Below are 26,970 nucleotides of genomic sequence, written 5' to 3'. Positions count from 1 at the left end.
ACGTCGTCACCGCGTATCCGGTGTTGTCAGGGGAGCGTCAAGGTGCTCATCACACCTTGACGCGTTTTCTATCCCGTTCAGGCGGCCAGATCCTGACCACAGGCCTTGACCCAGTCGCTGCGACGGGCCATGGCGGCCTCACCCACCAGGGCGAAGCCCAGCAGTCGACCAATGGCGTCATGGGCACCGGCCTCGATGCCATCGGCGGTGACGGTAACGCGCCAGCTCACCTTGGCCTCTGCCGGGGGCGCCACCACGCAGATCGGCGCCGCCGGCGTCTTGACCATCACCGGCATCACCGGATAACTGACCGTTGTCGGCGTGCCGGTCAGGGTCGCCGCCAGGGCCCTTATGCCCGCATTGATCGGCGCCAGGTAGGGCAGTAGTTGGCCGTCGATCTCCACGGCGTCGCCCAGCGCGAAGACGTCCGGCCGCGAGGTGGCGAGCTGATCATCCACCCGGATGCCGCGCCCGCAGTCGATACCGGCCGCCTGGGCCAGGTCGAGGTTGGGCACCAGTCCCACGGCGCTTAGCACCAGGTCCGCCTCGAGCTCGCTGCCATCGGTCAGGATCAGCCGGTAGCCGGCCGCCTCGGCGGCCACGCTGGCCACCGAGCGGGACAGGTGCCAGCCCACGCCAAGCCGGGAGAGCGCTTCGCGCAGGACCTGGCTGCCCGCCTCGGGGAGCAGCCGCGGCAGCGGGCGCTCGGCGAGGCCTACCACTTCGACCGCGTGGCCCGCCCGGGCTAGGTCATTGGCGAACTCGCAACCGATCAGGCCATCGCCGATGATCGCCACCCGCGCCGGGCGCTCCAGGGCGTCGAGGCGCCGGCGCATCTCGCCATAGTCGCCGCGGTCGTTGACCGAGAGCAGTGCGTCCGCCTCGCCCGCTACCGGGATGCGGATCGGGCGGGCGCCGGTGGCCAGGACCAGCTGGCCGTACTCCAGCTCACCGAGGCGGGTATGCAGGCACTTTGCCTCGGCGTCGATGCGCGCCACCGGGCAGAAGGCGTGCACGCGGATACTCAGGCGCTTCTCGATGGATAGCGCCGACTCGTCGAGCAGTGTCTCGGCGCTCTTGCCCAGCGCCAGGGCATTGGACAGCGCTGGCTTCGAGTAGAGACCACCGTCATCGGCGGTAACCACATGAATCTCGCGGTGACTGTCGACGGCACGCACCGCCTCGGCCAGCCCGTAGCCCGCATGGCCGCTGCCGATAATCACCAACGGGCCCTGGGGCCTGTGGGCGGCCACGGCATCGACCAGCGGCGCCGGAGCCACTGCAGCGCCGGCCGCCAGCGGGATGTCATCGGTGATCTCGAGCATGTCGAAATCCATCTTGCCCACGCCGCAGTCGGGACACAGCCAGTCGTCCGGGACGTCTTCCCAGCGGGTGCCGGCAGCGATGCCGTCGTTGGGCCAGCCCTCGGCCTCGTCGTAGATCAGGCCGCAGATGATGCAGAGCCACTTCTTCATCGGGAGCTCCTTCACGCGCCCTTGACGCGGATGGCGATATTGCGGGTCTGGACGTAGCTGTAGAGCGCCTCCTGGCCTTTCTCGCGACCGAAGCCCGAAAGCCCGACGCCACCGAAGGGCGTTTCCACCCCGCCGGCGAACCACTCATTGATGAACACCTGTCCGCCACGCAGGCGCCGCGCGGTGCGCAGGGCCCTGTCCAACTGGCTGTCGAAGACGCCGGCCACCAGACCGAACTGGGTGCCATTGGCCAGCTCGACGGCCTCGTCTTCCGTATCGAAGGGATGGATCACCAGTACCGGGCCGAAGACTTCCTGTTGGAAGATCTCGCTGTCCACGGCGACATCGGTGAACAGGGTCGGCTGCATAAAGTAGCCGCGGGTTCCGGAGACCCGCTCGCCGCCGGTCAGGCAGGTGGCGCCCGCCTGGATGGCACGCCGACACATGCCCTCGACCTGGTCGAGCTGCTCCCGGGAGACCAGAGGGGTCAGGTCCGGGTTGTCCACGCCGGGACCGATGGATAGGCCCTCGGCGAGCACGCGGGCACGCTCAATGACCTCGTTGAAGCGCGAGCGGTGCACCAGCAGGCGGGACAGGGCCGAGCAGACCTGGCCGGCATTGAAGAAGATGCCTGCCTTGACGCTGTCGATGACCTGCTCGATATCGGCATCGGCATGCACGATAGCCGCCGACTTGCCGCCCAGCTCCATGACGCTGGGCGTGGCCCGCTCGGCGGCATCGCGCAGGATGCGCTGGCCGGTGGGCACCGAGCCGGTGAAGACAATCTGGTTGGTATCGGGATGTTGGACCAGATGGGCGCCGACGACCGACCCCGTGCCGCACAGTAGGTTGACGGCCCCCTTGGGCAGGCCCGCGCGCTCGCAGGCCGTCATCAGGAAGGTCATGGCCAACGGCGAGACTTCCGGCGACTTGATCACCACGGCATTGCCGGCGGCGAGCGCCGGCGCCAGGGAGCGGGCGCAGATCGACGGCGGGAAGTTCCAGGGCACGATCTGCACCGAGACACCCAGCGGCTCATAGCTGGTGAAGTCCAGGTAACCATCGCCAAGTGGAATCGACACGCCTTCGATCTTGTCGGCCATCCCGGCGTAGTACTCGAAGTAGCGCGCCGCCTCGATGAATTCACCGCGGGCTACCTCAAGTGACTTGCCGTTCTCCCGACACAGCACCAGGGCGGCCTCGTCGGTCAGCGCCCGGATCTGATCGGCGATGGCCAGCAGCCAGGTGACACGCTGGGCCGGGCGTACCGCGCTCAATTCACCCGACGCGACGCAGCGGCGAGCCGCCGCCATGGCGGCATCGGCATCGGCGATGCTGGCCTCGGCGATCTCGGCATAGGGCGCGTCGGTGGCCGGGTCATGGATGACGCGCCAGGTGTCGGCGCCCGTCCAGGCGCCGCCGATGTAGTTGTAGTAGCGGTCGAGTGTGCTCATCAGGGGCTCCAGGACGGACAAAGTCAGGCTGCTGTTGCTTCAGTGCGGACGCGGCGCGCCACCCACTGATGGAAGTAATGGGTCGGATGGTCCAGCACCGGCGAGAAGACGCCGCCCTGGAAGCCCGGAGACTGACGACCACGCTGCATGCCTTCCACCGCACCGATATCCTCGCCAAACACCACCCGCCAGGACTCCAGGGTCGAGGTGCGGCAAGCGGCATACTCATCCTGGGTGGCCTCGTCGCCGACGTAGTAGACCCGCAGGTGCTCGACGGTCTTACCGGCGGAGACCGGCTCGAGCATCATGGCAAAGGCGTGGTCGGCCTGGATGCCCAGCAGCACATTGGGGAAGAAGGAGACGTATTCGGCGTGTTCCAGCTTGTCCTGGGGCCAGGACGGGAACTTGGGCAGGCGGGTGCCGGCCACGTTGGAGAGGCGGTAGGCCAGGCTGCCCTGTCCGGAGAAGTGCTCGCCGAACTGGATGTTGTAGTGGTCCTCGAGCCGCGAGTAGCTGTTCAGGCTGGGGTGGACCCAGGGAAGATGATAGCTCTCGCAGTAGTTCTCGACCGCCAGCTTCCAGTTACAGTTGACGGTGATCTCGAGATTGCCGCCCATATTGACGCGACGCAGCAGCGCGAAGCCGTCGGCACCGATAAAATCGCGCCAGCGGTTCTCAAGCGGTGCCACGTGCTGGGCAAATTCCGGCGCCTGGCCGTCCAGGTTGATGAACACCATGTCCATCCACACGGCGCTGCGCACCGGCTTGAGGCCATGCTTCTCGCATTTGAAGCTGTCCACCTTGTGCTGGCCAACGCCGCCGATATGCGGAGTCCCGCGCAGGTTGCCGTTCAGGTCATAGGTCCAGGAGTGGTAGGGGCAGCGAATCACGCCCTGCACTTCGCCCTCCTCGGCGACCAGCTGCATGCCGCGATGGCTGCAGACGTTATGAAACACCTGGGTGTCACCATCCTTGTTGCGCATCAGCAGCAGCGGCAGCCCCATGAAATCGACCGGCTTGACGTAGCCGTTCTTGATCAGATCGCTGGCAAACCCGACGCAGGTCCAGGTACTGGCCATCAGGCGGTCGCGCTCCTCAGCAAAGAAGGCATCGCTGACGTAGGCGGTGTTGGGCATGCCGGTGGCTTCTTCGATCGGGGCAAGCACACGGTCGAGGTGCTGGGCGGGGATCAGGGGCAGGGTGGTATCGGTCATGGGGCACTCGCTTGGACGGCTAGTTGTTGGCGTTGCTGGTAGCCACCGGGCTGAGACTGCCTCAGCGAGCCGGTTGGTGCTGGCGAGTCTGGGAGCGTCGACCCTCTGATGACAATCGATGATTCCGCATCAATGGATGACAAAAACTCATGCGGTGAAATGCCCGCTAACCGATCAAAAAATGACCTTGCTCAACAATTAGTTAAAAAAAAGATCCGGCAACTGATCCAGGGCAATGAAATGAATGAGAAAAACTCATCCATGCATGACAAAAAATGCCTTGCCCATGCGGCGAGACTGCCTTCACTCTGCGCGCCTGGCGTCCGCTTCCCCAGCGGCTCGCCCGACCTGACGACATCACGACAACAACACCCATTGCCAATCGAGAAACATGCCATGCGCGCAGAAAGCGGCCTGTTCAAAGGCCTCAATCCCACGGTGACCATCGCCTCCAAGGTGCTGGTCATCGGCTTTGTCATCTTCTGTGCGGTGCTGGCCGACCAGGCCGGTGCCATATTCCAGCAAGCCTCGACGGCCGTACTGAACAATGCCAAGTGGTTCTACCTTGGCCTGGTCAGTGCGGTGCTGTTCTTCCTGCTCTACCTGATGGTCAGCCGTTTTGGCCACATCCGGCTGGGCAAGGACGACGAGAGACCGGAGTTCAGCTTCATTTCCTGGGTCAGCATGCTGTTCTCCGGTGGCATGGGCATCGGACTGATCTTCTGGTCGGTCGCCGAGCCCATGTGGCACTACGCCGACAATCCCTTCACCCAGGGCATGAGCGAAGAATCGGCCGCCATGGCCATGCGCCTGACCTTCTTCCACTGGGGTCTGCATCCCTGGGCGGTCTTCATCATCGTGGCGTTGTCGCTGGCCTATTTCGCCTACCGCAAGGGACTGCCGCTGACCCTGCGCTCCATTCTCTACCCCTTTATCGGCGACCGTATCTACGGCCCCATCGGCCACACCGTGGATATCCTGACGGTGGCCATCACCGCCTTCGGCGTGTCCCAGTCCCTGGGTCTTGGCGTGGTTCAGATGAACAGTGGCCTGAACAAAGTCTTCGGACTGCCGATTGGCATTGGCGTGCAGCTGACCATGATCGCGCTGATCATGTTCTTCGCCATCGCGTCGGTGATGTCGGGGGTCGGGCGTGGTATCCGGCGCCTCTCCGAGTGGAACATGGTGTTGTCGGTGGTGATCGTGCTGGTAGTGCTGGCTATCGGCCCCACCCGCTATATGCTCAATACTTTTCTTCAGAGCACCGGTGACTATGCCAACAACCTGGTCGGCATGAGCCTGTGGAGCGATGTGAATGCCGACAGCGGCTGGCAGAACTGGTGGACGGCCTTCTACTGGCCGTGGTGGATGACCTGGGCCCCCTTCGTGGGCATGTTCATTGCGCGCATCTCCCGGGGACGCACCATTCGTGAGCTCATCGGCGGCGCCCTGATCGTGCCGACCCTGGTGACATTCATCTGGATGTCAGTGTTTGGGGGCAGCGCCCTGCATGAAGAGCAGCAGGCCTACCAGGCCCATGAGCAGGCCATCGCCAGCGGTGAACTGGCGGCCGACAGCGAGTTCATGGGCGGGGCGATCCTGCAGGCCACCCAGGAGGACAACACCCTGGCCCTGTTCACGCTGTTCGAGGCGCTCGACCCGGGCCTGCTGGGCAGTGTGCTGTCGATGCTCGCCGTCCTCCTGCTGGCCACCTACTTCATCACCTCTGCGGACTCCGGCACCCTGGTGCTGTGCATTCTGGACAGTGCCGGGAGTTCGGAGCCGCCTCAGGCCATCCGGGTGGTCTGGGGCTTCGTGATCGCCTGCATCGCCGGTGCGCTTCTCTATGCCGGAGGTCTACAGACGATCCAGACGGCCTCGATCATTGCCGGCTTGCCCATCGCCGTATTCATCATGTTGATGACGATCAGCCTTTACCGCACCCTTCGGCGCGAGCCGATGGCCGCCGCCATGCTGCCTCCCCAGGCCAGGCCCGATGCGGCCGACATCGACCAGGCCAGTGGCCAAGCGGCCAGCTAAGAAGCCCCCGAGATGAGGCCCATTTCACTCTCCAGCTAACGAGTGAAGCGAGCCTGCCAGGGGCCTCCGTGATGTCGCATCGCGGGGGCCCCTGGCATTGTTTCGGCTGCTCAACTCAGCCCCAGATCACCCACCTCCTTGGGGATGGTATCCAGTAGCCAGGCGCGGAAGGCGCGCACGCTGGCCTGCCGTGAAGGGGATTCGCCGGGCTCCAGTAGGCAGAAACGTGCCTCGGTTCGCAGCACTGTCTCCATCGGACGCACCAGCAGGCCACGCAGCAGCTGGTCGTCGACCAGCTGGCTCCAACCCAGTGCCACGCCCTGGTCCATCATCGCTGCCTGCACCAGCATCGAGTAGTTGTTGATATTGAGTCGGCGCCGCGGCGGTCTGACTTCGGCTCCCACCGCGGTGAACCACTGCTTCCAGCTCATCCAGTCCTTATCGGCATCCTCCAGGGACAGCAGCGTACAGCTGGACAGTGCTTCGGGGCTGTCGAGGGGACCATGGCGCTCCAGATACCCCGGGCTGCACACCGGAAACACTTCCTCGTGAAACAGGGTGGTGGCCTGCATGGAGGGCGGTGGCTGCCGGCAGTAATAGAGCGCGATATCAAACTCGACCCGACGCAGGTCACGGACCTGCTCGAGGGCCACGATGCGCAGCTCGATATCCTCATGCGCGCGCTGGAAAGCCGAGATCTTGGGCAACAGCCACATGGAGGCCATGGCACTGGAAGTGGCCACGGTGATCTGCTGCATGCCTTTCCAACTGCAGGTCTCTTCGGTGGCTGCGGCGATACCCATCAGTGATCCGCGGATAGCCTGATAATACTGCAGGCCGCTGGCTGTCAGCCTGACGCTGCGATTGGCTCGTTCGAACAAGGGTTTGCCGAGGTACGCTTCAAGGCTGCGCACCTGCCGACTGATGGCCCCCTGGGTAACGTGTAGCTCATCCGCTGCCAGGGTGAAGCTCAGGTGGCGCGCGGCGGCCTCGAAGGCTACGAGGCTGTTCAATGGTGGCAGCGGGGATATCTTCATTGCTGGTCTTTCGCCAGGGGATGAGGTAATGCCATTGTGGCACGTGGCCTCATCGTGCGCTGCGGTGAGCGGACATTTTCGCTGATGGGCCCTCTGTGAGTGGGCTTAATAAATCCGAAACGACTCGTGCTCGGGGTGGCCTTCGAGCTTCTGGACCACCTTGCGGTAGCGCTTGTACTCCCACTGATACTGGGCCGGGTCCAGGGCGATGGCGGCCTCCACGCTGGCGTTGACGCCGGTGGCGGACTCGGTCTCGTCCGGCGAGTAGACCCGCTCGTCGGCGGGCAGGAAGTGGAGGGCGAAGCCCTGGCCCGGCAGGCGCCTGGCCACCCCGGTGACCACCCGGGCCTCGGTGCGCGCCACCAGCTTGGGCAGCAGGGTGGCGGTATAGGCCGGGCGGCCGAAGAAGGGGGCGAATACGCCGCTGCCCCAGCTCGGCTCCTGGTCGGGCAGGATGCCGATCGCCTCGCTGCGCTTGAGCGCCTTGAGCAGTGCCGCCACGCCGCGCGGGTTGGTGGGCACCAGGCTGGCGCCCATGCGCTCGCGGCCCCGGCGGATCACCGGGTCGAGTCGGTGGAGCTTGGGCGGCTCGTACATGGCGGTGAAGGGGAAGTGGCTGGAGAGCCAGAAATTGAGCACCTCCCAGTTGCCGAAGTGCGGGGCCAGCACGATGACGCCGCGTCCCTCGGCGCGGACCTCGTCGAGCAGCTCGCGGCCGTGGACCTCGACGATGGCGGCCTCGACTCGCGCCGGCTCGGCCATCCAGGCCAGTCCCAGCTCGAGCATGGTGGCCGCCGAGTGGGTCAGGCTTTCGCGCGCCAGGCGTCGGCGAGCCGCGGGGTCGAGGTCGGGATAGACCTGGGCCAGGTTGATCTCGGTGACCTCGCGTTCGCGCTGGCTGAAACGGTGCACCAGCGGGCCGGTCCAGCGCGCCAGCCGCCATAGGGTGGTCAGGCGACGGCCGGCGAGGGCGTGCCACAGGGCGGCGATCGCCTGGGCCTGGAGGGTATGAATGGGCTTGTTGCGTTTGGCCATGGGGTCAGAACAGCCAGGTGTCCACGTTGTCGGGGGCGCGCCGCTGCTGCAGGTGGCGCAGCCCCTTGGCACAGCGGACCACCAGCCACACCACCGCCAGCAGCCAGAGCACATAGCCGATCAGCACCAGGGTCAGCAGCCCGGCGATGAAGAAATAGAGCAGTGCCATCCAGAAGGTGCGTACCTGAAAACGGTAGTGCTCGTCGAGCCACTCGGGGCCGCTGCCCCGATAGACGTAGGCGATCACCGCCCCCACCAGCGAGGTCAGGCCACCTGAGACAATGGCGAGCAGATGGAGCACATAGACCACGATGGCCAGGGTGGTGTCCGGCCCCTGGTCCTGCTTGGCGACATCGTGGTGAGGTTGCGGGGTGTCGCGCATGGTCATCCCTGAATTGGTGAATGTCTGGGGGCCATGATACCGGCCGAGCACGGCTTTGCCATCATCGCTCCGGGCGGCTGATCTCCAGCAGGTTGCCGTCGGGGTCGCGCAGGTAGAGCGACTCGATGGGCCCCTTGGCGCCCTGGCGCGTGACGGGGCCGAGCTCCACGTCCACGTCCAGCGCCTCCAGGTGGCGCGCCACCTCCTCCAGCGGCAGCAGGCTGCGCAGGCAGAGGTCGAGGCTGCCCGGCGTCGGCGTGGCGGCGCGGGGTTGGATGTCGGTGGCGGTCCAGTGCAGCCGCAGGGCCATGTCGCCAAGCATCAGGTCGACGCGCTCGCGGTCGCGATAGCGCACCTCGAGCCCCAGTACCCGGGTGTAGAAGTCCACGGCGCGGGCAATATCGGTCACGGTGATGACCAGGTGGTCCAGACCTGACAGCATGCCGATCTCCTTGTGGTCAGGGGTTTTCTGTAAGCTTCTCAGTCGTCAGGCCCAAGAGGATACGATGATGCTGACCTGCCCGCTATGCGCCGGCACCGATACGCGCCACTTCCACCGCGACAGGTGGCGGGATTATTACCGTTGCGAATGCTGCCGGCTGGTCTTTGTACCGCCCCATCAGCGCCTCGCGCCAGCGGCCGAAAAGGCGGTCTACGACCAGCACGAGAACCGGCCCGACGACCCGGGATATCGGCGGTTTCTGGCGCGGCTTTATACGCCCCTGCGTGCCCGACTCACACCCGGCGCACGCGGACTCGACTTCGGCGCCGGCCCCGGCCCGACGCTGTCGGTGATGTTCGAGGAGGCGGGGCATCCCATGGCGATCTACGACTCCTTCTATGCGCCGGATGACAGGGTCCTCGCGAGCGAGTACGACTTTATCACCGCCACCGAGGTGGTGGAGCATCTCTTCGCCCCCGGCCGCGAGCTCGAGGCGCTGGCCGGCCTGCTGAGGCCCGGCGGCTGGCTGGGGCTGATGACCAAGCGGGTGAGCACGCCCGAGGCCTTCGCCCGTTGGCACTACATTCTCGACCCCACCCACGTCTGCTTCTTCAGCGAGGCGAGCTTCGAATGGCTGGCTGACCACCTGGGCATGGACCTGCTGCTGCCGGCGCCGGATGTGGCGCTGCTACAGCGCCGTGGCGGCTGAGGCGCCAAGCAAACACCGTGAGACGTTATCGGGCGCTTTCGATAACTTGCTGTTATTCTGTGAAAAATTTCTTCACCCGGCGTTGACTTATGGCGCGTCGGGCGTATGATTCGCGCCGCATGTTGGCATGGTCAGCCCTACCGATTGACGCCCTTGGCCGATGGCGGCGGGCGTTGCCCCGGCTTTTCTACCATCCTGAGGGATCCCCTTTCCAAGCGAGGCGTGACATGTCGCGGCAACTGCTGGCCATGGCGCTGGCGCCCCTGTTGGGGCTGTTTATCCTGGGCATCGGCAACGGTTTTCTGGCCACGGTGATTACCCTGCGGCTGGACGCCGCCGGTGAGTCGCCGGTGGTGATCGGCTGGGTCTCCTCGGCCTACTTCATCGGCCTGGCGCTGGGCGCCATGCTCAACGATCGCCTGCTGCTGCGTATCGGCCATATCCGCGCCTACGGCAGCTTTGCCTCGTTGGTGGCGGTGACCGTTTTGCTGCAGGGCCTGGTGGCCGAGCCCTGGGCCTGGTTCGTGCTGCGCCTGATCGGCGGCTGGGCTACCGTAGGCGTCTATCTGGTGATCGAGAGCTGGCTGCTGACGTCCGGTGATCAGAAGGTACGCGGACGACTGCTGGCGCTCTACATGATCTCGCTGTACGCCGCGGGCGTGCTCGGCCAACTGCTGTTGGGGGTCACCGAGGCCATGGGCGGGGCGGCCTCCTTCATGGTAATCGCTATGCTGGCCTCGCTGTCGGTGCTGCCCATGGCGATGATTCCGCGGGACTCGCCGCTGATCGAGAGGGCCGAGCCGCTCTCGCCGCTGCGCCTGATCACGGTCACCCCCACCGGGGTGATGGGCAGTTTCGGCTCGGGGCTGGCGGTGGCCGCGGTCTACTCCCTGCTTCCCTTGTATCTGCAGCGCATCGGCCTGTCGGTGGCCCAGGTGGGGCAGATGATGGCGGTGGTGGTGCTCGGTGCCATGCTGCTGCAGTACCCGGTGGGGCGCTGGTCCGACCGTCATGACCGTCAGATGGTGCTGATCCTGATCGGCGCCTTTACGGCGCTGATCTCGGCGGCCGTGCTGATGCTACCGATGACCCCTTGGACGCTGGCGGTGGCGCTGTTCTTGCTCGGCGGCGGGGTCTTCTCGCTCTATCCGGTGGCGGTCGGCCATGCCGCGGACCGGGCCCCGGCGGGCGCTCTGGTCCGCATGAGCCAGGGGCTTTTGCTGATCAACGCCATCGGCTCCACTCTTAGTCCGCCGTTGATCTCGCCGATCATGGTGGCGGTGGGCGATGCGGGCCTGTTCTGGTCCTTGGGCGGCCTGGGCCTGTTCCTGGTCGCGTTCTTCGGTTGGCGGCGCAGCGTGCGTCCGGCACCGGTGCCGGTGGCGCCCTTCGCCCCCACTACACCGATGTCCTCGGCGGGCGCCGAGCTGGTGGTCACCGAGGAGCTGATGCAAGGCGCCATCGAGCATGAGCACATGGAGGACCTCTCCGAGGTGATGCCCGAGGTCGCGGTGGCCGAGCCGCTGGTGGGGCCGCCGCCGCCCGATGAAGCGCATATCGTTTACTTCGATGAGGCCGATGATAGCGAGCCGGCCGAGGGCGAGCAGGGCGAGCTGGCCCTGGCCGAGGAGAGCGATAGCGATGCGCGGCGCTGATCACTGAGTTCTGTCCTGCCCACTAGTCACTGTCCACCTCCGCTGCGCGGCATCGGCCGCGCAGTTGGGGACTCTCGCCTGGCATATGAGATGCGACCTAGGGATAATGGTTAACGAAAAGTAGTGAATCTACTATCGTTGCTATCATTTTTCCCGAGGTATTGTCATGTTTCCCTTCGTCCCTCCCGTTCGTGATCTCCGCTTCGTGCTCGAGGAACTGCTTGAGCATCGCTCTCTGGCGTTGCCGGGCTTCGAGGAGGCCAGCCCCGACCTGGTGGAGGCGGTGCTGGAGGAGGCGGCGAAACTGGCCGGTGAGGTATGGGCGCCACTCAATGCCAGCGGTGATCGCCAGGGCTGCGCGCGGCGCGATGATGGCGGCGTGACACTGCCCGAGGGCTTTATCGAGGCCTACCAGGCCTACGCCGAAGGCGGCTGGAACGGCATCGGCGTCGCCGAGGCGCTGGGCGGCCAGGGCCTGCCCGAGGTGGTGGCGAGCAGCGTGCAGGAGATGCTGCACGGCGCCAACATGGCGCTGGGTCTGTGTCCGATGCTTACCGCCGGCGCCATCGAAGCCCTGGCCCACCACGGCAGCGATGAGCAGAAAGCCGTCTACCTGCCCAAGCTGGTGGAGGGCAGCTGGACCGGCACCATGAACCTCACCGAGCCCCAGGCCGGTTCGGATCTTTCCAAGGTGCGTACCCGGGCCGTGCCCGAAGGGGATCACTATCGCCTGTTCGGGCAGAAGATCTTCATCACCTGGGGCGAGCACGACGCCGCCGAGAACATCATCCACCTGGTGCTGGCGCGCACCCCCGACGCTCCGGAGGGCAACAAGGGCATCTCGCTGTTCCTGGTGCCGAAGTACTTGGTTAAGGAGCCTCTGGTCAATGCGGACGGCTCGCTGGGCGAGCGCAACGACGTCACCTGCGCCTCCATCGAGCACAAGCTCGGCATCCACGGCTCACCCACCTGCACCCTGAGCTTCGGCGAGGGCGAGGGCGCCATCGGCTACCTGGTGGGCGAGGAGGGGCGCGGCCTCAATCATATGTTCACCATGATGAACGAGGCGCGCCACAAGGTGGGCATTCAGGGCATCGGCGTGGCCGAGCGCGCCTGCCAGCACGCCTTCGGCTATGCCAACGACCGCGTGCAGGGCAGAAGTCCGCGCTCCGGTCGCAGCGACTGCCTCATCAGCGATCACCTGGACGTACGGCGCATGCTGCTCTCCATGCGTGGGCGCACCGATGCGCTGCGCGCCCTGGCGCTCTACTGCGCCGCCGAGCTCGATGTGGCCCGCCACGCCGCTGACCCCGCCGAACGTGACGCCGCCCAGGCCCGCGTCGACGTGCTGATTCCGGTGGTCAAGGCCTTCTCTACCGATCAGGCCGTGGAGATCGCCTCCCTGGGGGTGCAGGTGCATGGTGGCATGGGCTTCATCGAGGAGACCGGTGCCGCCCAGCTGTTGCGCGACGCCCGCATCGCGCCCATCTACGAGGGCACCAACGGTATCCAGGCCCTGGACCTGGCCGGCCGCAAGCTGCAGCGCGACGGCGGCGCGGCGCTGACCGGGCTGATCGATGAGGTGGAGGCCACCGCGGTGGCGCTGTCCGCCAGCGCCGAGCTGGCGCCCCTGGGGGAGAGCCTGGCCGCCGGCGCCACCGACCTGCGCGCCGCCATGGCCGTGGTGCTGGCCCAGGGTGGCGACCCCGAGCGCGGGCCCGACGCCGTTCAGGCCTACGCCACCCCCTTTCTCAATCTCGCCGGCCACGTGCTGTGCGCCTGGCAGATGGGGCGGGCGGCGCTGGCCGCCGGCGCTGCCCGGGCCGCTGGCAGCGAGGACCCCTTTTATGCCGCCAAGCTGGCCAGTGCCGACTATGCCCTGCGCCAGTGGCTGCCGGTGGGCCGCGCCCAGCGCGCGGTGATCGAGGCCGGCATGGAGAGCCTGGCCGGCTTCGACGCCGCAGCCTGCTGATCTGCCCCTTGCGCCGTCGCTCGCTGCGGCGGCGTTCCCTCCCAGCCGTTCTGACCATAAAAACGACTCGACACCGGAGCCCACCCAGCATGAACGACAGCATCTTCGAGCAGGGCCTGCCCAAGACGGCGGCCAACCATGTGGCGCTGTCGCCACTGACCTTCATCGAGCGCAGCGCCTCGATCTACCCCGACTACCCGGCGGTGGTGCATGGCGAGATCCGCCGCGACTGGGCCGAGACCTGGTCGCGCTGTCGCCGTCTCGCCTCGGCGCTGGAGAAACGCGGTATCCAGCCCGGCGAGACCGTGGCCGCCATGCTGCCCAACGTACCGGCCATGTTCGAGGCACACTTCGGCGTGCCGCTGGCCGGCTGCGTGCTCAACACCCTGAACATTCGCCTCGACGCCGAGGCCATCGCCTACATGCTCGAGCACGGCGAGGCCCGGGTGGTGCTGGTCGACCCGGAGTTCGCCGACGTCATCGAGGACGCCGTGTCGCGCCTGGCGATCAAGCCGCTGGTGATCGACGTCGACGACGCCATGTTCGAGGGCGAAGCGCGCCATATCGGCGAAGTGGAATATGAGGCGCTGCTGGCCGAGGGCGATCCCGACTACGCCTACCGGCTGCCCGAGGATGAGTGGCAGGCGATCTCGCTGAACTACACCTCCGGCACCACCGGCAAGCCCAAGGGGGTGGTCTACCATCACCGCGGCGCCTACCTGAATGCGGTGAGCAATATCCTCGAATGGGCCATGCCGCACCATCCGGTCTATCTGTGGACCCTGCCGATGTTCCACTGCAACGGCTGGTGCTTCCCCTGGACCATCGCCGCCCGTGCCGGTACCAGCGTCTGCCTGCGGCGGGTCGATCCGAAGAAAATCATGAACCTGATCGCCGACGAGGGCGTGACCCACTTCAGTGGCGCGCCCATCGTGCTCAACGGCCTGGTCAACCTGCCCGACGAGGACAAGCGCTCCTTCGACCATCCGGTGAAGGTCACCACCGCCGGTGCCGCGCCGCCCGCCTCGGTGATCTCCGGTGTGGAGAAGATGGGCATCGAGGTGACTCACGTCTATGGCCTCACCGAGGTCTATGGTCCGGTGACCGTGTGTGCCTGGCGCGAGGCGTGGGATGAACTGCCGGTGGAGGAGCGGGCGAAGATCAAGTCGCGTCAGGGGGTGCGCTACCACATGCTCGAAGCGCTCTGTGTGGCCGACCCCAATACCCTGGAACCCGTGCCCAAGGATGGCGAGACCATCGGCGAGATCCTGATGCGCGGCAACAACGTCATGAAGGGCTATCTCAAGAACGAGGCCGCCACCGAACAGGCGCTGGAAGGCGGCTGGTACCATACCGGCGACCTGGCCGTGTGGCACCCCGATGGCTATATCGAGATCAAGGACCGCTCCAAGGACATCATCATCTCCGGCGGCGAGAACATCTCCACCATCGAGGTGGAGAACGCCATCTACGGCCATCCGGCGGTGGAGGAGGCCGCGGTAGTCGCCAAGCCCGACGAGAAGTGGGGCGAGACCCCCTGTGCCTTCGTCAAGCTCAAGGTGGGCTACGGCGAGGTCACCGAGGCCGACATCATCGATCACTGCCGCGCACACCTGGCCCGCTTCAAGGTGCCTAAGACGGTGGTGTTCACCGAGCTGCCCAAGACCTCTACCGGCAAGATCCAGAAATTCGTACTGCGCGAAGAAGCGCGTAAGCAGTAGGGTCAGGTCAACAGGAATAATCGCCGTCGACCCCAGCGAGTAGCGTCCGAGGGCAAGCCGTAGGGGAGGTCCTACGCCAGGGATGGCGTCGGTAGCGCCCAGGGAGGGGTTTACAGCGCCTCCCCGCAGGCTTGCCGTCGGAAAATGCTCTGAGCGACAGTCCTCGGCAGACTACGAGAAATCATCAGGAGAGATGCAATGAGCCAACAACCAATCGGTGTGGTGGGTGCCGGCACCATGGGCCAGGGCATCGCCCAGGTCCTGGTCACCAGCGGCTTCGAGGTCCAGCTCTACGATGTGGCCGACGAGCAGCTGACCCGCGCCCAGGCGGCCATCGACAAGGGGCTGGGCAAGCTGGTGGCCAAGGAGAAGCTCGCCGAGGCGGACAAGGGCACCGCCCTGGCCAGGCTTCAGGTGACGACCGCGCTGGACGCCCTGCGCGACTGCGAGGTGATCATCGAGGCCGCCCCGGAGCAGCCGGCGCTCAAGGAGAAGCTGTTTCGCGACCTGAGCCGCCTGACCCACGACGCCATTCTGGCCTCGAACACCTCGTCGCTGTCGCTGACCCGGCTGGCCGCGGTGTGCGAGCGCCCCGAGCGGGTGGTGGGCATGCACTTCTTCAACCCGGTGCCGGTGCTCAAGCTGGTCGAGGTGATCCGTGCCGAGCAGACCTCTGACGCCACCGTGGCGCGCATCGAGGCGCTGACCCAGGAGATCGGCAAGACCGCGGTGGCCATCGCCGACTCGCCCGGCTTCGCGGTCAACCGCCTGCTGGTGCCGATGATCAACGAGGCGGCCTTCCTGCTTCAGGAGGGCGTGGCCAGCGCCGCGGACATCGATGAGTCGATGAAGCTCGGCGCCGCCCACCCCATGGGGCCGCTGGCACTGGCCGACCTGATCGGCCTGGACGTCTGCCTGTCGATCATGGAAGTACTGCAGGAGGGCTTCGGCGATCCCAAGTACCGCCCCTGCCCGCTGCTCAGGCGCATGGTGGCGGCCGGCTACCTGGGTCGCAAGAGTGGACGCGGCTTCCACGTTTACGAATAGCGGGTCGACGAAGCCAGGTTCGGTCGTCCTTCGGCGATGGCTGGGCCGATATCGGCGCAATGGCGCGGTAATGCTGTGATACGAGCCGGGGGCCGACATGCCCCCGGCTTGTTCTTGCTATTTTATAGACGGTCGGTCTATATTGTGTCGCATGACCCATTCAGCAGCCAAGCCCCGCCGCGGGCGTCCCCCCAAGTCGCCCCGGGCCGATCAGGACACGCGCGCCGCGCTGATTCGAAGCGGCACCGAGGTGTTGACCGAGCAGGGGTTCACGGCGTCCGGGATCGACGGCATTCTCAAGCGAGTCGGCGTCCCCAAGGGGTCCTTCTACTACTACTTCTCCAGCAAGGACGCCTTCGGCCTCGCCATCCTGGCGCATTACGGGGCCTATTTCGCCAACAAGCTGGATCGCCACCTGTTGAACACGCAGCTACCGCCGCTTCGTCGAATCGATGCCTTCGTGGCCGATGCCAAGACCGGGATGGCGCGTCATGATTTTCGGCGGGGATGCCTGGTGGGGAACCTGGGGCAGGAGGTCGGCAGCTTGCCGGATGCGTATCGACATCGACTGCAGGAGACGCTGGATGATTGGCAGCGGCGCCTGGCGCGCTGCCTGGAAGAGGCGCAAACGGCGGGTGAGCTTTCCCGGGACGCCGATTGCAGTCTGCTTGCCGAAGCTTTCTGGATCGGCTGGGAGGGCGCCGTGATGCGTTCCCGGCTGGCGCGAAGCGTGCGGCCCATGGAAGTGTTTCTCGAGTGCTATCTTCAAGGGCTGCCTCGGTAATTTTTTCATGCCATTAACTAGACGATCGGTCTAAAAGTGAGGTGAATGATGTTCAAGGCAATTTTGATCGAGAAATCAGATGGTGAGCAGCGGGTCGGACTCCAGACGCTGGACGAAGCGCAGCTCCCGGAAGGTGACGTGACCGTACGGGTCGACTGCAGCACCCTCAACTACAAGGATGCGCTGGCGATCACCGGCAAGGGGCCGGTGGTCCGGCAGTTTCCCATGGTGCCGGGGATCGACCTGGCAGGCACGGTCGAAGCCTCGACTTCCGAGGAGTTCCAGCCCGGGGACAGCGTCCTGCTCAATGGTTGGGGCGTGGGCGAGGGGCACTGGGGCGGCCTGGCCGAGAAGGCGCGGCTGCAGAGCCGCTGGCTGATCCCGCTCCCCTCGGCCTTCAGCGCTCGCCAGGCCATGGCCATCGGCACTGCCGGCTACACGGCGATGCTCGCGGTCATGGCGCTGGAGCGTCACGGCGTCGACCCGGACCAGGGCGACGTGCTGGTCACCGGCGCCAATGGCGGCGTAGGGAGCTATGCCATCGCGCTGCTGTCGCGGCTGGGCTATCGGGTCATCGCCGCCACGGGACGGCCCCAGGAGGCAGCCTATCTGCGTGAGCTCGGGGCCCAGGAGATCCTCGACCGCGGTGAGCTGTCGGAGCCGGGGCGGCCTCTGGCCAAGGAGCGCTGGGCCGGCGCCATCGACTCGGTGGGCAGCCACACCCTGGCCAACGTTCTCGCCTCCACGCGCTACGCCGGCACGGTGGCGGCCTGCGGATTGGCGCAGGGCATGGATCTGCCCGCCACGGTCGCGCCCTTCATCCTGCGAGGCGTGACCCTGGCCGGCATCGATAGCGTGATGAAACCCCGGGCGGAGCGACTCGAGGCATGGCGCCGGCTGGGCGAACTGCTCGACCCCGAACAGCTGGATGCCATTACCCAGACCATTGGCCTCGAGGAGGCCATCGGCAAGGCGGAGGAACTGCTCGCTGGCCGCGTGCGCGGCAGAGTCGTCGTCAGCATGGCGTAATCCCTCGCGGGCAGCGTGCCGACCGGCCCGCGTGGCGCTGTCGGCGAGCCGCCCCCGACAAAGAGGGGATTGCCGACCAACCTAGCGTTCGCTAGGGTAAGGGGTCTTCCCTGAATAACAACTGCAGGAGTTCCCATGAGCGAAAAGCTGATCGAGGTGGTCGATACCGCCGGCGTCGTGCGCCTGACCATCTCCCGCCCCAAGGCACTGAACGCGCTGAACAGCGCGGTACTCGGCGAGCTGGAAACCGTGCTGACCGAGCTGGAGGCCCGCAATGACCTGCGCGGCGTGCTGATCACCGGGGCGGGCGAGAAGTCCTTCGTCGCCGGCGCCGACATTGCCGAGATGCGCGACAAGACGCCGGAAGAGGCGCGTGCCTTCGCCCGCCAGGCGCTCCGCACCATCAAGCGTCTTGAGACCTTGCCGGTGCCGGTGGTCGCCCTGGTGAACGGGTTTTGTCTTGGCGGCGGCTGCGAACTGGCGCTGGCCTGCGACTGGGCGGTGGCTAGCGACAACGCCGTCTTCGGCCAGCCGGAGGTGCTGCTCGGCGTGATTCCCGGTTTCGGCGGCACCCAGCGGCTGCCGCGCCGGGTCGGCCCGGCCATGGCGCTCGACCTGGTCACCACCGGTCGCAAGATCGATGCCAACGAGGCCCTGCGCATCGGCCTGGTCAACCGGGTGATGCCCCAGGCCGAGCTCGAGGGCTACGTCGAGGAGCTGAGCAAACAGCTCGCCGGCAACGGCCCCGAGGCGGTGCGCAATGCCAAGCAGGCGGTGCACGATGGCATGGATCAGGACCTGGACAGCGCCCTGGCGCTGGAGACCAGCCTGTTCGCCCTGGGCTTCGCCGGCGGCGAGCAGAAAGAGGGTATGAGCGCCTTCCTCGAGAAGCGCAAGCCCAATTTCTGATGGCGTTCGGGTACCCGAAAATGAAGGGGCCGTGGCGGCAACGCCACGGCCGCGTCGCATGGGAACCAGGGCTACTTGGCGAAGAGCTGGCTCCTGTCCTTGAAGGCCTTGAACTCCAGGGCATTGCCGCAGGTGTCGAGCAGGAACAGGGTGGCCTGCTCGCCGACCTGGTCCTTGAAGCGCACTTAGGGCGCGATCACGAACTCGACGCCGCGGGCCCTGAGCCGCTCGGCCAGGGCCTCCCACTCGTGCCACTCCAGCACCACGCCGAAGTGGGGTCGTGGCCGTCCACCGGGTTGGTGTGGGCCTCCTTCAGAACTCCATCCGGAATCCGACATCGACCTGATAGTGGCGATAACCACTCCGACCTTCCACGCTCTCGAGGAAGACATAGGCGGCTCGGCCCCGGGGCATCTGGGCCGTGAGCCCGGCGCCCAGGTTGAGATAGGTGCGGTCGGGGGAGTCGGTGCGCAGAGCAAAGGTCGTATTCGTCGGATCCTCCTGGAACTGGGCCGTGATCGAGCGGCTCCGGTCGCCGAATTCATGCTCCAGGCCCAGGCGACCGCTGTAGTGCATGACGCCCCAAGACTGGCTGGCGGCATAGGAGAGCTGGACGGCGGCCTCCGCCGTCTTCGATTCGATGGTCTGACTGTCGAGATTCAGAAGTGTCCCGGCACCCAGGTTGTCCGGGTGGCTGGGGTTCTCAGTGTAGCCGTCGATGCGAGTGCGGAGATAGTCGAAGCCGGCCTGGTAGCTGGTCGTCCAGGGACCGCTGGGGCGGTCGTAACCGACATTCAGCCCCAGCCCATATTCGTTGCCCCTGGGCTTGGCCATCGCGCTCTGGGTGCCGATCGGTTCAACGAAGACGGTGCGCACCGTATCGTAGCGGTTGCGTCCCGCCGTGGCGATGCCCTCGACGTAGAACGCCTCACCCAGGAAACGGGTGCCATAGAGCGAGAGGCTGTAACCGTTCACGTCCACCTTCCCCGCATTGCGGCGCAGGTCCGTGTCGGTCCGGGTGAAGCCCAGGGCGGCACCGACGATGGTATCGGCGGTGAGACGATAGTCCACGCCGGCAGTGAGGCCGTAGCTCTCGCGGCGGAATCCCGGCTCCCCCATGGTGGTATCGCGGCGGCTCTGCGAGACGGTACCGTTGACGAAGACGCCCCATTGGCTGAATGCCAGGATGTCGTTGTCGCCGCTGGCGCCGGCGCCAAGTACGTTACCGTACAGGCCGGAGGGCGTCAGGCCATCGTGCTGGGCGAGGGTGAGACCACCGGTACTCAGGCCGGTGGTTCCTGCACGCAGCTCGCCCATGCGCTGGGCCACGTTGTCCATCTGCTGGCGCAGGCTCTGCAGGCTGACTCGGCCCTGGGCGGCCACTTCCTCGGGCGCCAGGCCGTCGTAGTAGTTGGTGCCGGGGTCTTCGGAGGCCGCCGCGGCTTCACAAACGGCGATCAGGTCGCGCTGGCGGGTCGTCCAGCTCTCGGTCGGCATCTCCCTTACGCTGTCACAGGCGTTGTGCAGGGTACGCGCAACTTCCCGTTGACGCTCCGTCAGGCCTTCCCGCTCCGCCGGGGAGACGCGCTCCGGCTCCGATTCATCCGGCTCCTGCTCCTGCTCGAACTCCTCTTCATCGAACTCCTCTTCATCGAACTCCTCTTCATCGAACTCCTCTTCATCGAACTCCTCTTCATCGAACTCCTCTTCATCGGGCTCCTGCTCGACCTCCTCTGCTTCATCGGGAAAGTCCGGAATCTCCTGCCCATGTGACGGGGGCGAGAGGGTCAGGCCGAAGAGTAGCGCGGCGATAGCACTCGAGCCGGCGACGAGGCGACAGGGCCAGAGGCGTCCCGAATGCTGGCTGACGGTTGGCTTGCTGCCATCCTGCAGGTTGCTTGGCTGGATCACGGTGCACCCTCCCTGTCCCATGCTGGAGATATGCCGACTCGAAGCGATGTGTCCACCGGCCTTCCCTTGCAGGCGATGTCGCCCGGCAAGCGGTTCTCTTGACGCGTTCGATTTGAGACTAGTCACAGCCTCTGGACGCTGCAAGGCTCCTTCCGGTAGGGCTTATGCAGGTTTCACGGGGCTCGACTAGACTGCCTCTCATACCGCCAGCGCTGCCAGGCGTCATGAGATAAGGCAGAGGACGATGAGTGAGCAGCAGCATCTCCGGCTCACCGGCCGTTACTCCAATGACTTCCGCATTCTGCGGCTCTCGGGTACCGAGGCGCTGGGACGGCCCTTCGACGTTACCGCGGATCTCCTGGCTACCTCGGAGGATATCCCCTTCCCCGATGTGCTGGGCGGCAAGCTCACGCTCAGCCTCGAGCTGGAAGAGGGCGAGCGCTATTTCGATGGCTGTGTGGTGGCGTTTTCTCAGGTGGGCAGGCGTGGGCGGTATGCACTCTACCGGGCGCGGCTTCGCCCCTGGTTCTGGTATCTCAGCCTGACCCGGGATTGCCGCATCTTTCAGAACCAGAGCGTGCCGGAAATCATCCAGACGCTGTTTTCGGAGCATGGCCAGTCGGACTTCGAAGATGCCCTTTCCCAGGATTACGAGCCTCGGGAATATTGCGTTCAGTATCGCGAGAGCGACTTCGACTTCCTGAGCCGTCTCATGGAGGAGGAGGGCATCTATTACTTCTTTCGTCATGCCCAGGGGCAGCATGTCCTGGTGCTGGCGGATGCTCCCGTTTCCCATGAGCGCATACCGGGATGCGAGGAGGTGAGCTTCTTTCCCCCGGAGACGGAGAGGGGGCGGGCTCAGGATCATGTCTGGGACTGGTGGCTGGGCCAGCAGATCCAGACCGAACTCTTCGCCTTGCGCGACTTCGACTTCGAGAATCCGCGCAATCCGCCTGAAGCCAAGGAGTCTCGTCCCCGGGAGCACCTGGCGGCCAGCTACGAAGCCTACGACTACCCGGGCCGGTTTCTCCAGGCGTCACCCCAGGGGAGCCACCTGGCGGCGGTGCGCAGTGACGAGAGCCAGACGCAGTTCGAGCAGATCAAGGCCATCGGCAACCTCAGGGCACTCATGTGCGGTGGCCTCTTCGAGCTGAAAGGGCACCCTCGAGGGGATCAAAACCGAGAGTACCTGGTCACCGCCAGCGAGATCGATATCCGGGCCGCGGAATACGAGGCCACCGCCCAGCCCGAAAAGGCCTCCAGCCGTTGCACCTTCTCGGCCATCGATAGCGGCGTCTGTTTTCGGCCGGCACGACTGACGCCACGGCCGGTGGTGCAGGGGCTGCAGACGGCCATCGTGGTCGGCAAGGCGGGGGAAGAGATCTGGACGGACCGCTATGGCCGCGTCAAATGCCAATTCCACTGGGATCGGCAAGGCGCCAAGGACGAGAACAGCTCCTGCTGGGTTCGCGTCTCCCAGAGCTGGGCCGGGAGTGGCTGGGGGGGCATGTTCGTGCCCCGCATCGGCCAGGAGGTGATCGTCGCCTTTCTCGAGGGAGATCCCGATCGGCCGATCGTCGTCGGCCGGGTCTACAACGCCGACTGCATGCCGCCCTTCGATCTTCCCGACCAGGCTATGGTCGGGGGGGTCAAGTCGAATTCCACGCCGGGAGGGGGCGGCTACAACGAGATCTCGATGAACGACACGGCGGGGGAGGAGTTGCTGCATGTCCATGCCCAGAAGGATCAGGATACCGTCGTCGGCAACGACGAGCGGCATGCCGTGGGGAACGACCGCACCCGCTCCGTGGGTAACGACGAGCAGACCACCATCGGCAATGACCGTAGCGAAACCGTCGGCAGCAACGAAACGATCCAGATCGGGGCGAACCGCACCGAGGCCGTGGGCGGCAGCGAGTCCGTCGCCATCGGACAGAACCGTACCCATACCGTCAGCGGCAACGATGTGCTCAATGTGGCCATGACCCGCACCCAGTCCGTGGGGGTCAACGACATGATCAACGTGGCGGGGGCCCAGGAGACGAACGTCGGTGGTCTGCGTTCGGTGATCGTCGGGGGCCTCCAGAGCCTGGCGGTGGGGGCCAGCCTGCGGGAAGCCGTGGCTGGCAGCCGCGACGAGCAGGTCGGTGGCAACCGATCGAGTGCGGTAGGAAGCAGCGATTCCCTCAGTGTGGGCCAGGGCATGACCGTCACGGTGGGCAAGGGGCTGAGCATCGAGGCGGGTGATCAGGTCGTCATGCGCACCGGCCAGTCGAGCATCACCATGAAGAAGGATGGGTCCATCACCATCCAGGGCAAGGACATCACTATCCAGGGCTCCGGTGGCGTCCAGATCAAGGCCGGCAAGGATGTGGTGATCAAGGGCAAGAAGATATTGCAGAACTGAGCGGGGCCTACCGGCAAGGAGAATCACCCATGGCCGACGATCTTGCGGACGTCGTTCTCCAGCAGCACCCCCCGGTTCGCCAGGAGCGAATCGATGGCGTGGTGATCGGCGTGCTGGTGGACTTCGATGAGGGGGGGCATCCCCGGGTAGCATTGCCCGAGGGCCTGCTGTCCGGTGGTGAGGCTGGGGCTGCCTGGCGTGCTCGCACGGTCGCTGCCCTGGGGCGCGAGGACATCGGGTGTGAGCTGGCCCTGATGTTCGAGAGCGGCGACCCGGCACGCCCGCTGATCCTGGGGCGGATGCATCGCCCCCTGGGGAGCCCCGGCGTGGCGCCGGCGATGATCGCCGAGAGGGACGGCGAGCGCCTGGAGCTGCGGGCCGACCGGGAGATCGTGCTGCGCTGCGGGCGCGCCAGCATCACCCTGACCCGGGCCGGCAAGATCCTGCTGCGCGGGGCCTATCTGCTGAGTCGCTCCTCGGGCGTGAACCGCATCAAGGGCGGCTCGGTGCAGATCAACTGACGAGCCCACGCCCATGGAACTGATCAATGCCACTCCGATGCAGGCCGGCTATACCCAGGGATTGGAGCCCAGCGGCCGGGAGCACCTGGTGGTGGTCGTCAAGGGCACCTTCGAGTTCCCCCGAAGCGAGGTGGGGGTGCGTCTGGCCGAGGAGCAACTCCCCCTGGTGACGGCGGATACCTTCACCGGCGAGCCGGGCTTCTCGGCACCGGTCTTCGAAACCGACTATGTCCCCTGGAAGCCGCGCTGCGATGTGCTGCTGCACGGTACCGCCCATGCGCCAGGCGGCCGGCCGGCGGCGCGAGTGCCGGTGGGGTTGCAGGTGGCGGGCATGGCCAAGGAGTTCCTGGTGGTCGGCGAGCGCCGCTGGCAGGCCGGGCTCATCGCCATCAGCCCCGGGCCGCCCCAGATGTTCACCCGCCAGCCCGTTACTTACGACCAGGCCTTCGGTGGCCTCGATGACTTCCACCCGGATGAGAGCCGGCACTCGGCCTACATGGCCAATCCAGTGGGCAAGGGGTACCACCGCAAGCTCAAGGGCGGCTACATCGACGGTACGCCCATGCCCAGCACCGAGGAGCTGGATCGCCCCGTGAAGATGCCCAATCGGGACTACCGGCCGATGGCATTCGGCCCGCTGGGGCGTGGCTGGCAACCGCGGCTGGGCTATGCCGGCACCTACGATCAGCGCTGGCTGGACGAGGAGTTCCCCTTCCTGCCGCAGGACTTCCAGGACGCCTACTACCAGGCCGCGCCGGCGGATCAGCAGATTACCTTCCCTCGCGGTGGTGAGCCCGTGCAGTTGCTCAATCTGACCCCCGAAGGGCGCACTCTCTTCCACCTGCCCCAGGTGGAGGTGCCGGTGGTCTTCTTCCGCAAGAGCGGTGAGCGTCACGAGACCCTGGCCGTTCTCGACACTATCTTCCTGTTGCCGGATGCCGGCCTCTTCACCCTGAGCTGGCGGGCCAGCCTCCCGTTGCGCCGTAACCTCTTTGAGATTCCCCAGGTGCTGGTGGGACGGATGTCGCGTGGCTGGTGGCGGGCCCGAGAGCTGGGCAAGGAGTACCACGCCTCGCTGGCCTCCGTGGTGCGTGCCAAGCGTTCCGGTGAGCCGGGAGACGAGCCATGAACGCGCCGGCGCTGGCGATCCTCGGCACCGGCATGGTCACCGGTGTGGGGCTGACGGCGCCGGCTGCCTGTGCCGCCATTCGCTGCGCCATCGACAACTTCCAGGAGACCCGCTTCATGGATGCCGGCGGTGAGTGGCTGCTGGGCTGTGACGTGCCCCTGGAACAGCCGTGGCGCGGCCGGGCCAAGCTGGTGAAGATGCTGGCCATGGCCCTGCAGGAGTGCCTGGACGAGGTGGCCGGCCTGGACCCGGCGGTGACGCCGCTGCTCCTCGGCGTTGCCGAAGCGACGCGCCCCGGTCGCCTCGATGGGCTGGACGATGCCTTGCTGACCGAGGTCGAAACCGAACTCGGCCGGCGTTTTCACCCTCAATCACGGCTCATCGCCGGCGGGCGTATCGCCGTAGCGGCGGGCTTGTGGCGTGCCCGGGAGCTGCTCGTCAGCCGCGAGGTGGATCGGGTCATGGTGGCGGGGGTCGATGGCCTGCTGAGCGGGCCGACCCTGGCGGCCTATGAGGCTCGCGACCGGCTGCTGAGCAGCCAGAACTCCAATGGCTTTATCCCCGGCGAAGCGGCCGCGGCGCTGGTCGTCGAGCTGGCGCGTCCCAGCGAGACGCCGCAGCTGCTTTGCCTGGGACTGGGCTTCGGCACCGAGACTGCCCACGTGGAGGCCGAGGAGCAGCCCCTGCGGGCGGACGGCCTGGTGGCGGCGATCCGCGCCGCCCTGGCCGAGGTGGGCACCACCCTGGCGGCCACCGACTTCCGCATCGTGGATGTCTCCGGCGAGCAGTACGGCTTCAAGGAAGCGACCCTGGCCTTGAGCCGGCTGCTGCGCGAGCGCAAGGCGGAGTACGACATCTGGCACCCGGCGGACTGCATCGGCGAGGTGGGGGCCGCCATCGGCGGCGTGGTACTCGCCGTCGCCCGTGCCGCCGTCACCAAGGCCTATGCTCCGGGCAATAACGTGCTCGCCCACTTCGGCAACGACGATGGCCGCCGCGCCGCCGTCATCCTGAGCTACCAGCCGGTGAGGGTCTTCTGATGGGCAACGACGTCTTCGCCAACGGTCGTGAGATCTCCTGCAAGGCCGCCGATGGGAAAGCCATCGCCGCCTTCCCCGATGTCTGCATGACCCCCCCGGAAAACCCGGCCACCCCGCCCGGCGTGCCGGTGCCCTACCCGAATACCGGCATGGCGAAGGATACGACCAGCGGCAGCAAGAACGTCAAGATCTCCCGGAAGGAGGTCATGCTGAAGAATAAGTCGCATTTCAAGAAAAGTATAGGAAACGAGGCGGGGAGTGCGGCCAAGAAAGGTGTCGTGACCAGCGTTAATCGAGGGAAGGTGTATTTTACTAGCTGGTCGATGGATGTGAAGTTCGAGGGGGAAAATGTCGTTCGACATATGGATGCGACGACACATAATCATGCCTCAATGCCAGCTAATACGCCAACATGGCCTTATATTGATCAGATGGCGAATCCTCGGGGAGGCCCTTGCTCAAAAGAGAAAGCAGCTGAGAAGGAAGCATGCGAAGGGCTAGATGATGAGCAGCAATGCAGTGACAAGAAATGTCAGAAAGCGAAAAAGTGCATGTTGGTTCCGTACAAGCCAGACAAGGAGGCTGGTCAAAAGGGCTGCTGTCAAGGACAAACCCCTCATCACCTGATTGAGGTGCATTGTTTCACTAAAGTAGGTGAGCGAGCCAGTGGTAATCGGGTGCATGGGTTTGCCAGGTATGATGACAAGAAAGCGCCCTGTGTCTGTTGTGACGAATCCTCTCGTTACGATGGTGACCACGGAAGTATGCACGCGATACAAGGCATGCATGAGCGATCCTATATGGCTCCAGAGGGGCCTAGAAGCCAGATGGGAGGTGATGGAGGAAGTTGGAACTATGGTGCTGCCAAGAAGGGGGCAATTGCGGCTCATGAGGAAACATTTCCGAAATCAAAATGTCGTTCTAAATGTCTAGAAGCACAGCTTGATTCATACCATGGCCAGATTGGTGTAAAAAGCGATGAGACCAAGCTTCGTGCGGATAGATCGCCACTTACCGATGCCCAGAAAGATGTCGGTGCAGATGCTCTATAGGTGAG

The 26,970-nt window shown here is 65.6% G+C and carries 22 protein-coding genes and 1 pseudogene; 14 read left to right on the top strand and 9 right to left on the bottom strand.

The window, feature by feature from the left end; translation table 11 throughout:
- Window positions 1–77: 77 nt before the first annotated feature.
- The 4 genes and pseudogenes from HOP52_RS07025 to HOP52_RS07010 form a co-directional block, all read right to left on the bottom strand.
- Window positions 78–1,325 carry an NAD(P)/FAD-dependent oxidoreductase gene (locus HOP52_RS07025; protein ID WP_238976677.1) on the bottom strand — a complete coding sequence of 416 codons (1,248 nt, stop codon included), beginning with the start codon at window positions 1,323–1,325 and terminating at the stop codon, window positions 78–80.
- Window positions 1,314–1,475: pseudogene (locus HOP52_RS07020) on the bottom strand (rubredoxin); the annotation flags it as partial. The pseudogene HOP52_RS07020 and the gene HOP52_RS07025, both read right to left, overlap by 12 nt.
- An 11-nt stretch (window positions 1,476–1,486) precedes the next feature.
- Window positions 1,487–2,929, bottom strand: coding sequence for an aldehyde dehydrogenase family protein (locus HOP52_RS07015; RefSeq protein WP_238976653.1), 1,443 nt, complete (start codon window positions 2,927–2,929; stop codon window positions 1,487–1,489).
- Between the two features lie 23 nt (window positions 2,930–2,952).
- Window positions 2,953–4,143 carry an aromatic ring-hydroxylating oxygenase subunit alpha gene (locus tag HOP52_RS07010; RefSeq protein ID WP_238976652.1) on the bottom strand — a complete coding sequence of 397 codons (1,191 nt, stop codon included), beginning with the start codon at window positions 4,141–4,143 and terminating at the stop codon, window positions 2,953–2,955.
- A gap of 108 nt (window positions 4,144–4,251) precedes the next feature.
- On the opposite strand from HOP52_RS07010, the gene HOP52_RS07005 reads away from it, so the two are divergent.
- A complete protein-coding gene (locus tag HOP52_RS07005; RefSeq protein ID WP_238976651.1) occupies window positions 4,252–6,183 on the top strand; it encodes a BCCT family transporter in 1,932 nt (643 codons plus the stop codon).
- A 110-nt stretch (window positions 6,184–6,293) separates the two neighbouring features.
- Here HOP52_RS07005 and gcvA read toward each other — a convergent pair whose 3' ends face one another.
- The 4 genes from gcvA to HOP52_RS06985 form a co-directional block, all read right to left on the bottom strand.
- Window positions 6,294–7,220: a transcriptional regulator GcvA gene (gene gcvA / locus HOP52_RS07000; RefSeq protein ID WP_238976650.1), complete on the bottom strand. Its 927-nt coding sequence runs from the start codon at window positions 7,218–7,220 to the stop codon at window positions 6,294–6,296.
- A gap of 105 nt (window positions 7,221–7,325) precedes the next feature.
- Window positions 7,326–8,255 carry a lysophospholipid acyltransferase family protein gene (locus HOP52_RS06995; protein WP_238976649.1) on the bottom strand — a complete coding sequence of 310 codons (930 nt, stop codon included), beginning with the start codon at window positions 8,253–8,255 and terminating at the stop codon, window positions 7,326–7,328.
- A gap of 4 nt (window positions 8,256–8,259) precedes the next feature.
- On the bottom strand, window positions 8,260–8,637 hold the full coding sequence (locus HOP52_RS06990; protein ID WP_238976648.1) for a DUF4870 family protein: 378 nt from the start codon (window positions 8,635–8,637) through the stop codon (window positions 8,260–8,262).
- 61 nt (window positions 8,638–8,698) lie between these two features.
- Window positions 8,699–9,079 carry a VOC family protein gene (locus HOP52_RS06985; protein ID WP_238976647.1) on the bottom strand — a complete coding sequence of 127 codons (381 nt, stop codon included), beginning with the start codon at window positions 9,077–9,079 and terminating at the stop codon, window positions 8,699–8,701.
- A 64-nt stretch (window positions 9,080–9,143) separates the two neighbouring features.
- Here HOP52_RS06985 and HOP52_RS06980 point away from each other — a divergent pair, with 64 nt between their 5' ends.
- The 8 genes from HOP52_RS06980 to HOP52_RS06945 all read left to right on the top strand — a co-directional run bounded on the left by HOP52_RS06980 (window position 9,144) and on the right by HOP52_RS06945 (window position 18,905).
- Window positions 9,144–9,788 carry a class I SAM-dependent methyltransferase gene (locus HOP52_RS06980; protein WP_238976646.1) on the top strand — a complete coding sequence of 215 codons (645 nt, stop codon included), beginning with the start codon at window positions 9,144–9,146 and terminating at the stop codon, window positions 9,786–9,788.
- A 227-nt stretch (window positions 9,789–10,015) separates the two neighbouring features.
- A complete protein-coding gene (locus HOP52_RS06975; protein ID WP_238976645.1) occupies window positions 10,016–11,443 on the top strand; it encodes an MFS transporter in 1,428 nt (475 codons plus the stop codon).
- A gap of 166 nt (window positions 11,444–11,609) precedes the next feature.
- A complete protein-coding gene (locus tag HOP52_RS06970) occupies window positions 11,610–13,415 on the top strand; it encodes an acyl-CoA dehydrogenase (protein ID WP_238976644.1) in 1,806 nt (601 codons plus the stop codon).
- Between the two features lie 89 nt (window positions 13,416–13,504).
- The gene (locus HOP52_RS06965) at window positions 13,505–15,136 is read left to right on the top strand and encodes an acyl-CoA synthetase (RefSeq protein WP_238976643.1); all 1,632 of its coding nucleotides are present in this window, start codon (window positions 13,505–13,507) and stop codon (window positions 15,134–15,136) included.
- A gap of 198 nt (window positions 15,137–15,334) precedes the next feature.
- A complete protein-coding gene (locus HOP52_RS06960) occupies window positions 15,335–16,183 on the top strand; it encodes a 3-hydroxybutyryl-CoA dehydrogenase (protein WP_238976642.1) in 849 nt (282 codons plus the stop codon).
- Window positions 16,184–16,334: 151 nt separating this feature from the next.
- Entirely contained in the window at window positions 16,335–16,967 is a 633-nt protein-coding gene (gene acuR, locus HOP52_RS06955) for an acrylate utilization transcriptional regulator AcuR (protein ID WP_238976641.1), read from the top strand.
- Between the two features lie 48 nt (window positions 16,968–17,015).
- Complete coding sequence (gene acuI, locus HOP52_RS06950) at window positions 17,016–17,996, top strand: acrylyl-CoA reductase (NADPH) (protein WP_238976640.1); 981 nt, start codon at window positions 17,016–17,018, stop codon at window positions 17,994–17,996.
- 135 nt (window positions 17,997–18,131) lie between these two features.
- The gene (locus HOP52_RS06945) at window positions 18,132–18,905 is read left to right on the top strand and encodes an enoyl-CoA hydratase-related protein (RefSeq protein WP_238976639.1); all 774 of its coding nucleotides are present in this window, start codon (window positions 18,132–18,134) and stop codon (window positions 18,903–18,905) included.
- A gap of 312 nt (window positions 18,906–19,217) precedes the next feature.
- On the opposite strand, the gene HOP52_RS19710 is transcribed toward HOP52_RS06945, so the two are convergent.
- Window positions 19,218–20,816: an autotransporter outer membrane beta-barrel domain-containing protein gene (locus HOP52_RS19710; protein ID WP_238976638.1), complete on the bottom strand. Its 1,599-nt coding sequence runs from the start codon at window positions 20,814–20,816 to the stop codon at window positions 19,218–19,220.
- A gap of 244 nt (window positions 20,817–21,060) precedes the next feature.
- Here HOP52_RS19710 and HOP52_RS06930 point away from each other — a divergent pair, with 244 nt between their 5' ends.
- From HOP52_RS06930 to HOP52_RS06910, 5 genes are read left to right on the top strand one after another with little or no spacing between them, the layout of a single operon-like run.
- Window positions 21,061–23,223: a type VI secretion system Vgr family protein gene (locus HOP52_RS06930; RefSeq protein ID WP_238976637.1), complete on the top strand. Its 2,163-nt coding sequence runs from the start codon at window positions 21,061–21,063 to the stop codon at window positions 23,221–23,223.
- Window positions 23,224–23,252: 29 nt separating this feature from the next.
- Window positions 23,253–23,744, top strand: a complete 492-nt coding sequence (locus HOP52_RS06925) for a DUF6484 domain-containing protein (RefSeq protein WP_238976636.1) — start codon at window positions 23,253–23,255, stop codon at window positions 23,742–23,744.
- Window positions 23,745–23,757: 13 nt separating this feature from the next.
- The gene (locus HOP52_RS06920) at window positions 23,758–24,873 is read left to right on the top strand and encodes a DUF2169 family type VI secretion system accessory protein (RefSeq protein ID WP_238976635.1); all 1,116 of its coding nucleotides are present in this window, start codon (window positions 23,758–23,760) and stop codon (window positions 24,871–24,873) included.
- Window positions 24,870–25,913, top strand: a complete 1,044-nt coding sequence (locus HOP52_RS06915; RefSeq protein ID WP_238976634.1) for a hypothetical protein — start codon at window positions 24,870–24,872, stop codon at window positions 25,911–25,913. Before HOP52_RS06920 ends, HOP52_RS06915 begins: the two co-directional genes overlap by 4 nt.
- Complete coding sequence (locus HOP52_RS06910; RefSeq protein WP_238976633.1) at window positions 25,913–26,965, top strand: PAAR-like domain-containing protein; 1,053 nt, start codon at window positions 25,913–25,915, stop codon at window positions 26,963–26,965. Before HOP52_RS06915 ends, HOP52_RS06910 begins: the two co-directional genes overlap by 1 nt.
- The last annotated feature ends 5 nt before the right edge of the window (window positions 26,966–26,970 follow it).

This window comes from Billgrantia campisalis, assembly GCF_022341425.1.
GTDB classification, from domain to species: domain Bacteria; phylum Pseudomonadota; class Gammaproteobacteria; order Pseudomonadales; family Halomonadaceae; genus Halomonas; species Halomonas campisalis.
Note: the sequence above shows the minus strand (reverse complement) of the source record. Positions and strands in the feature narration are given on the sequence as shown.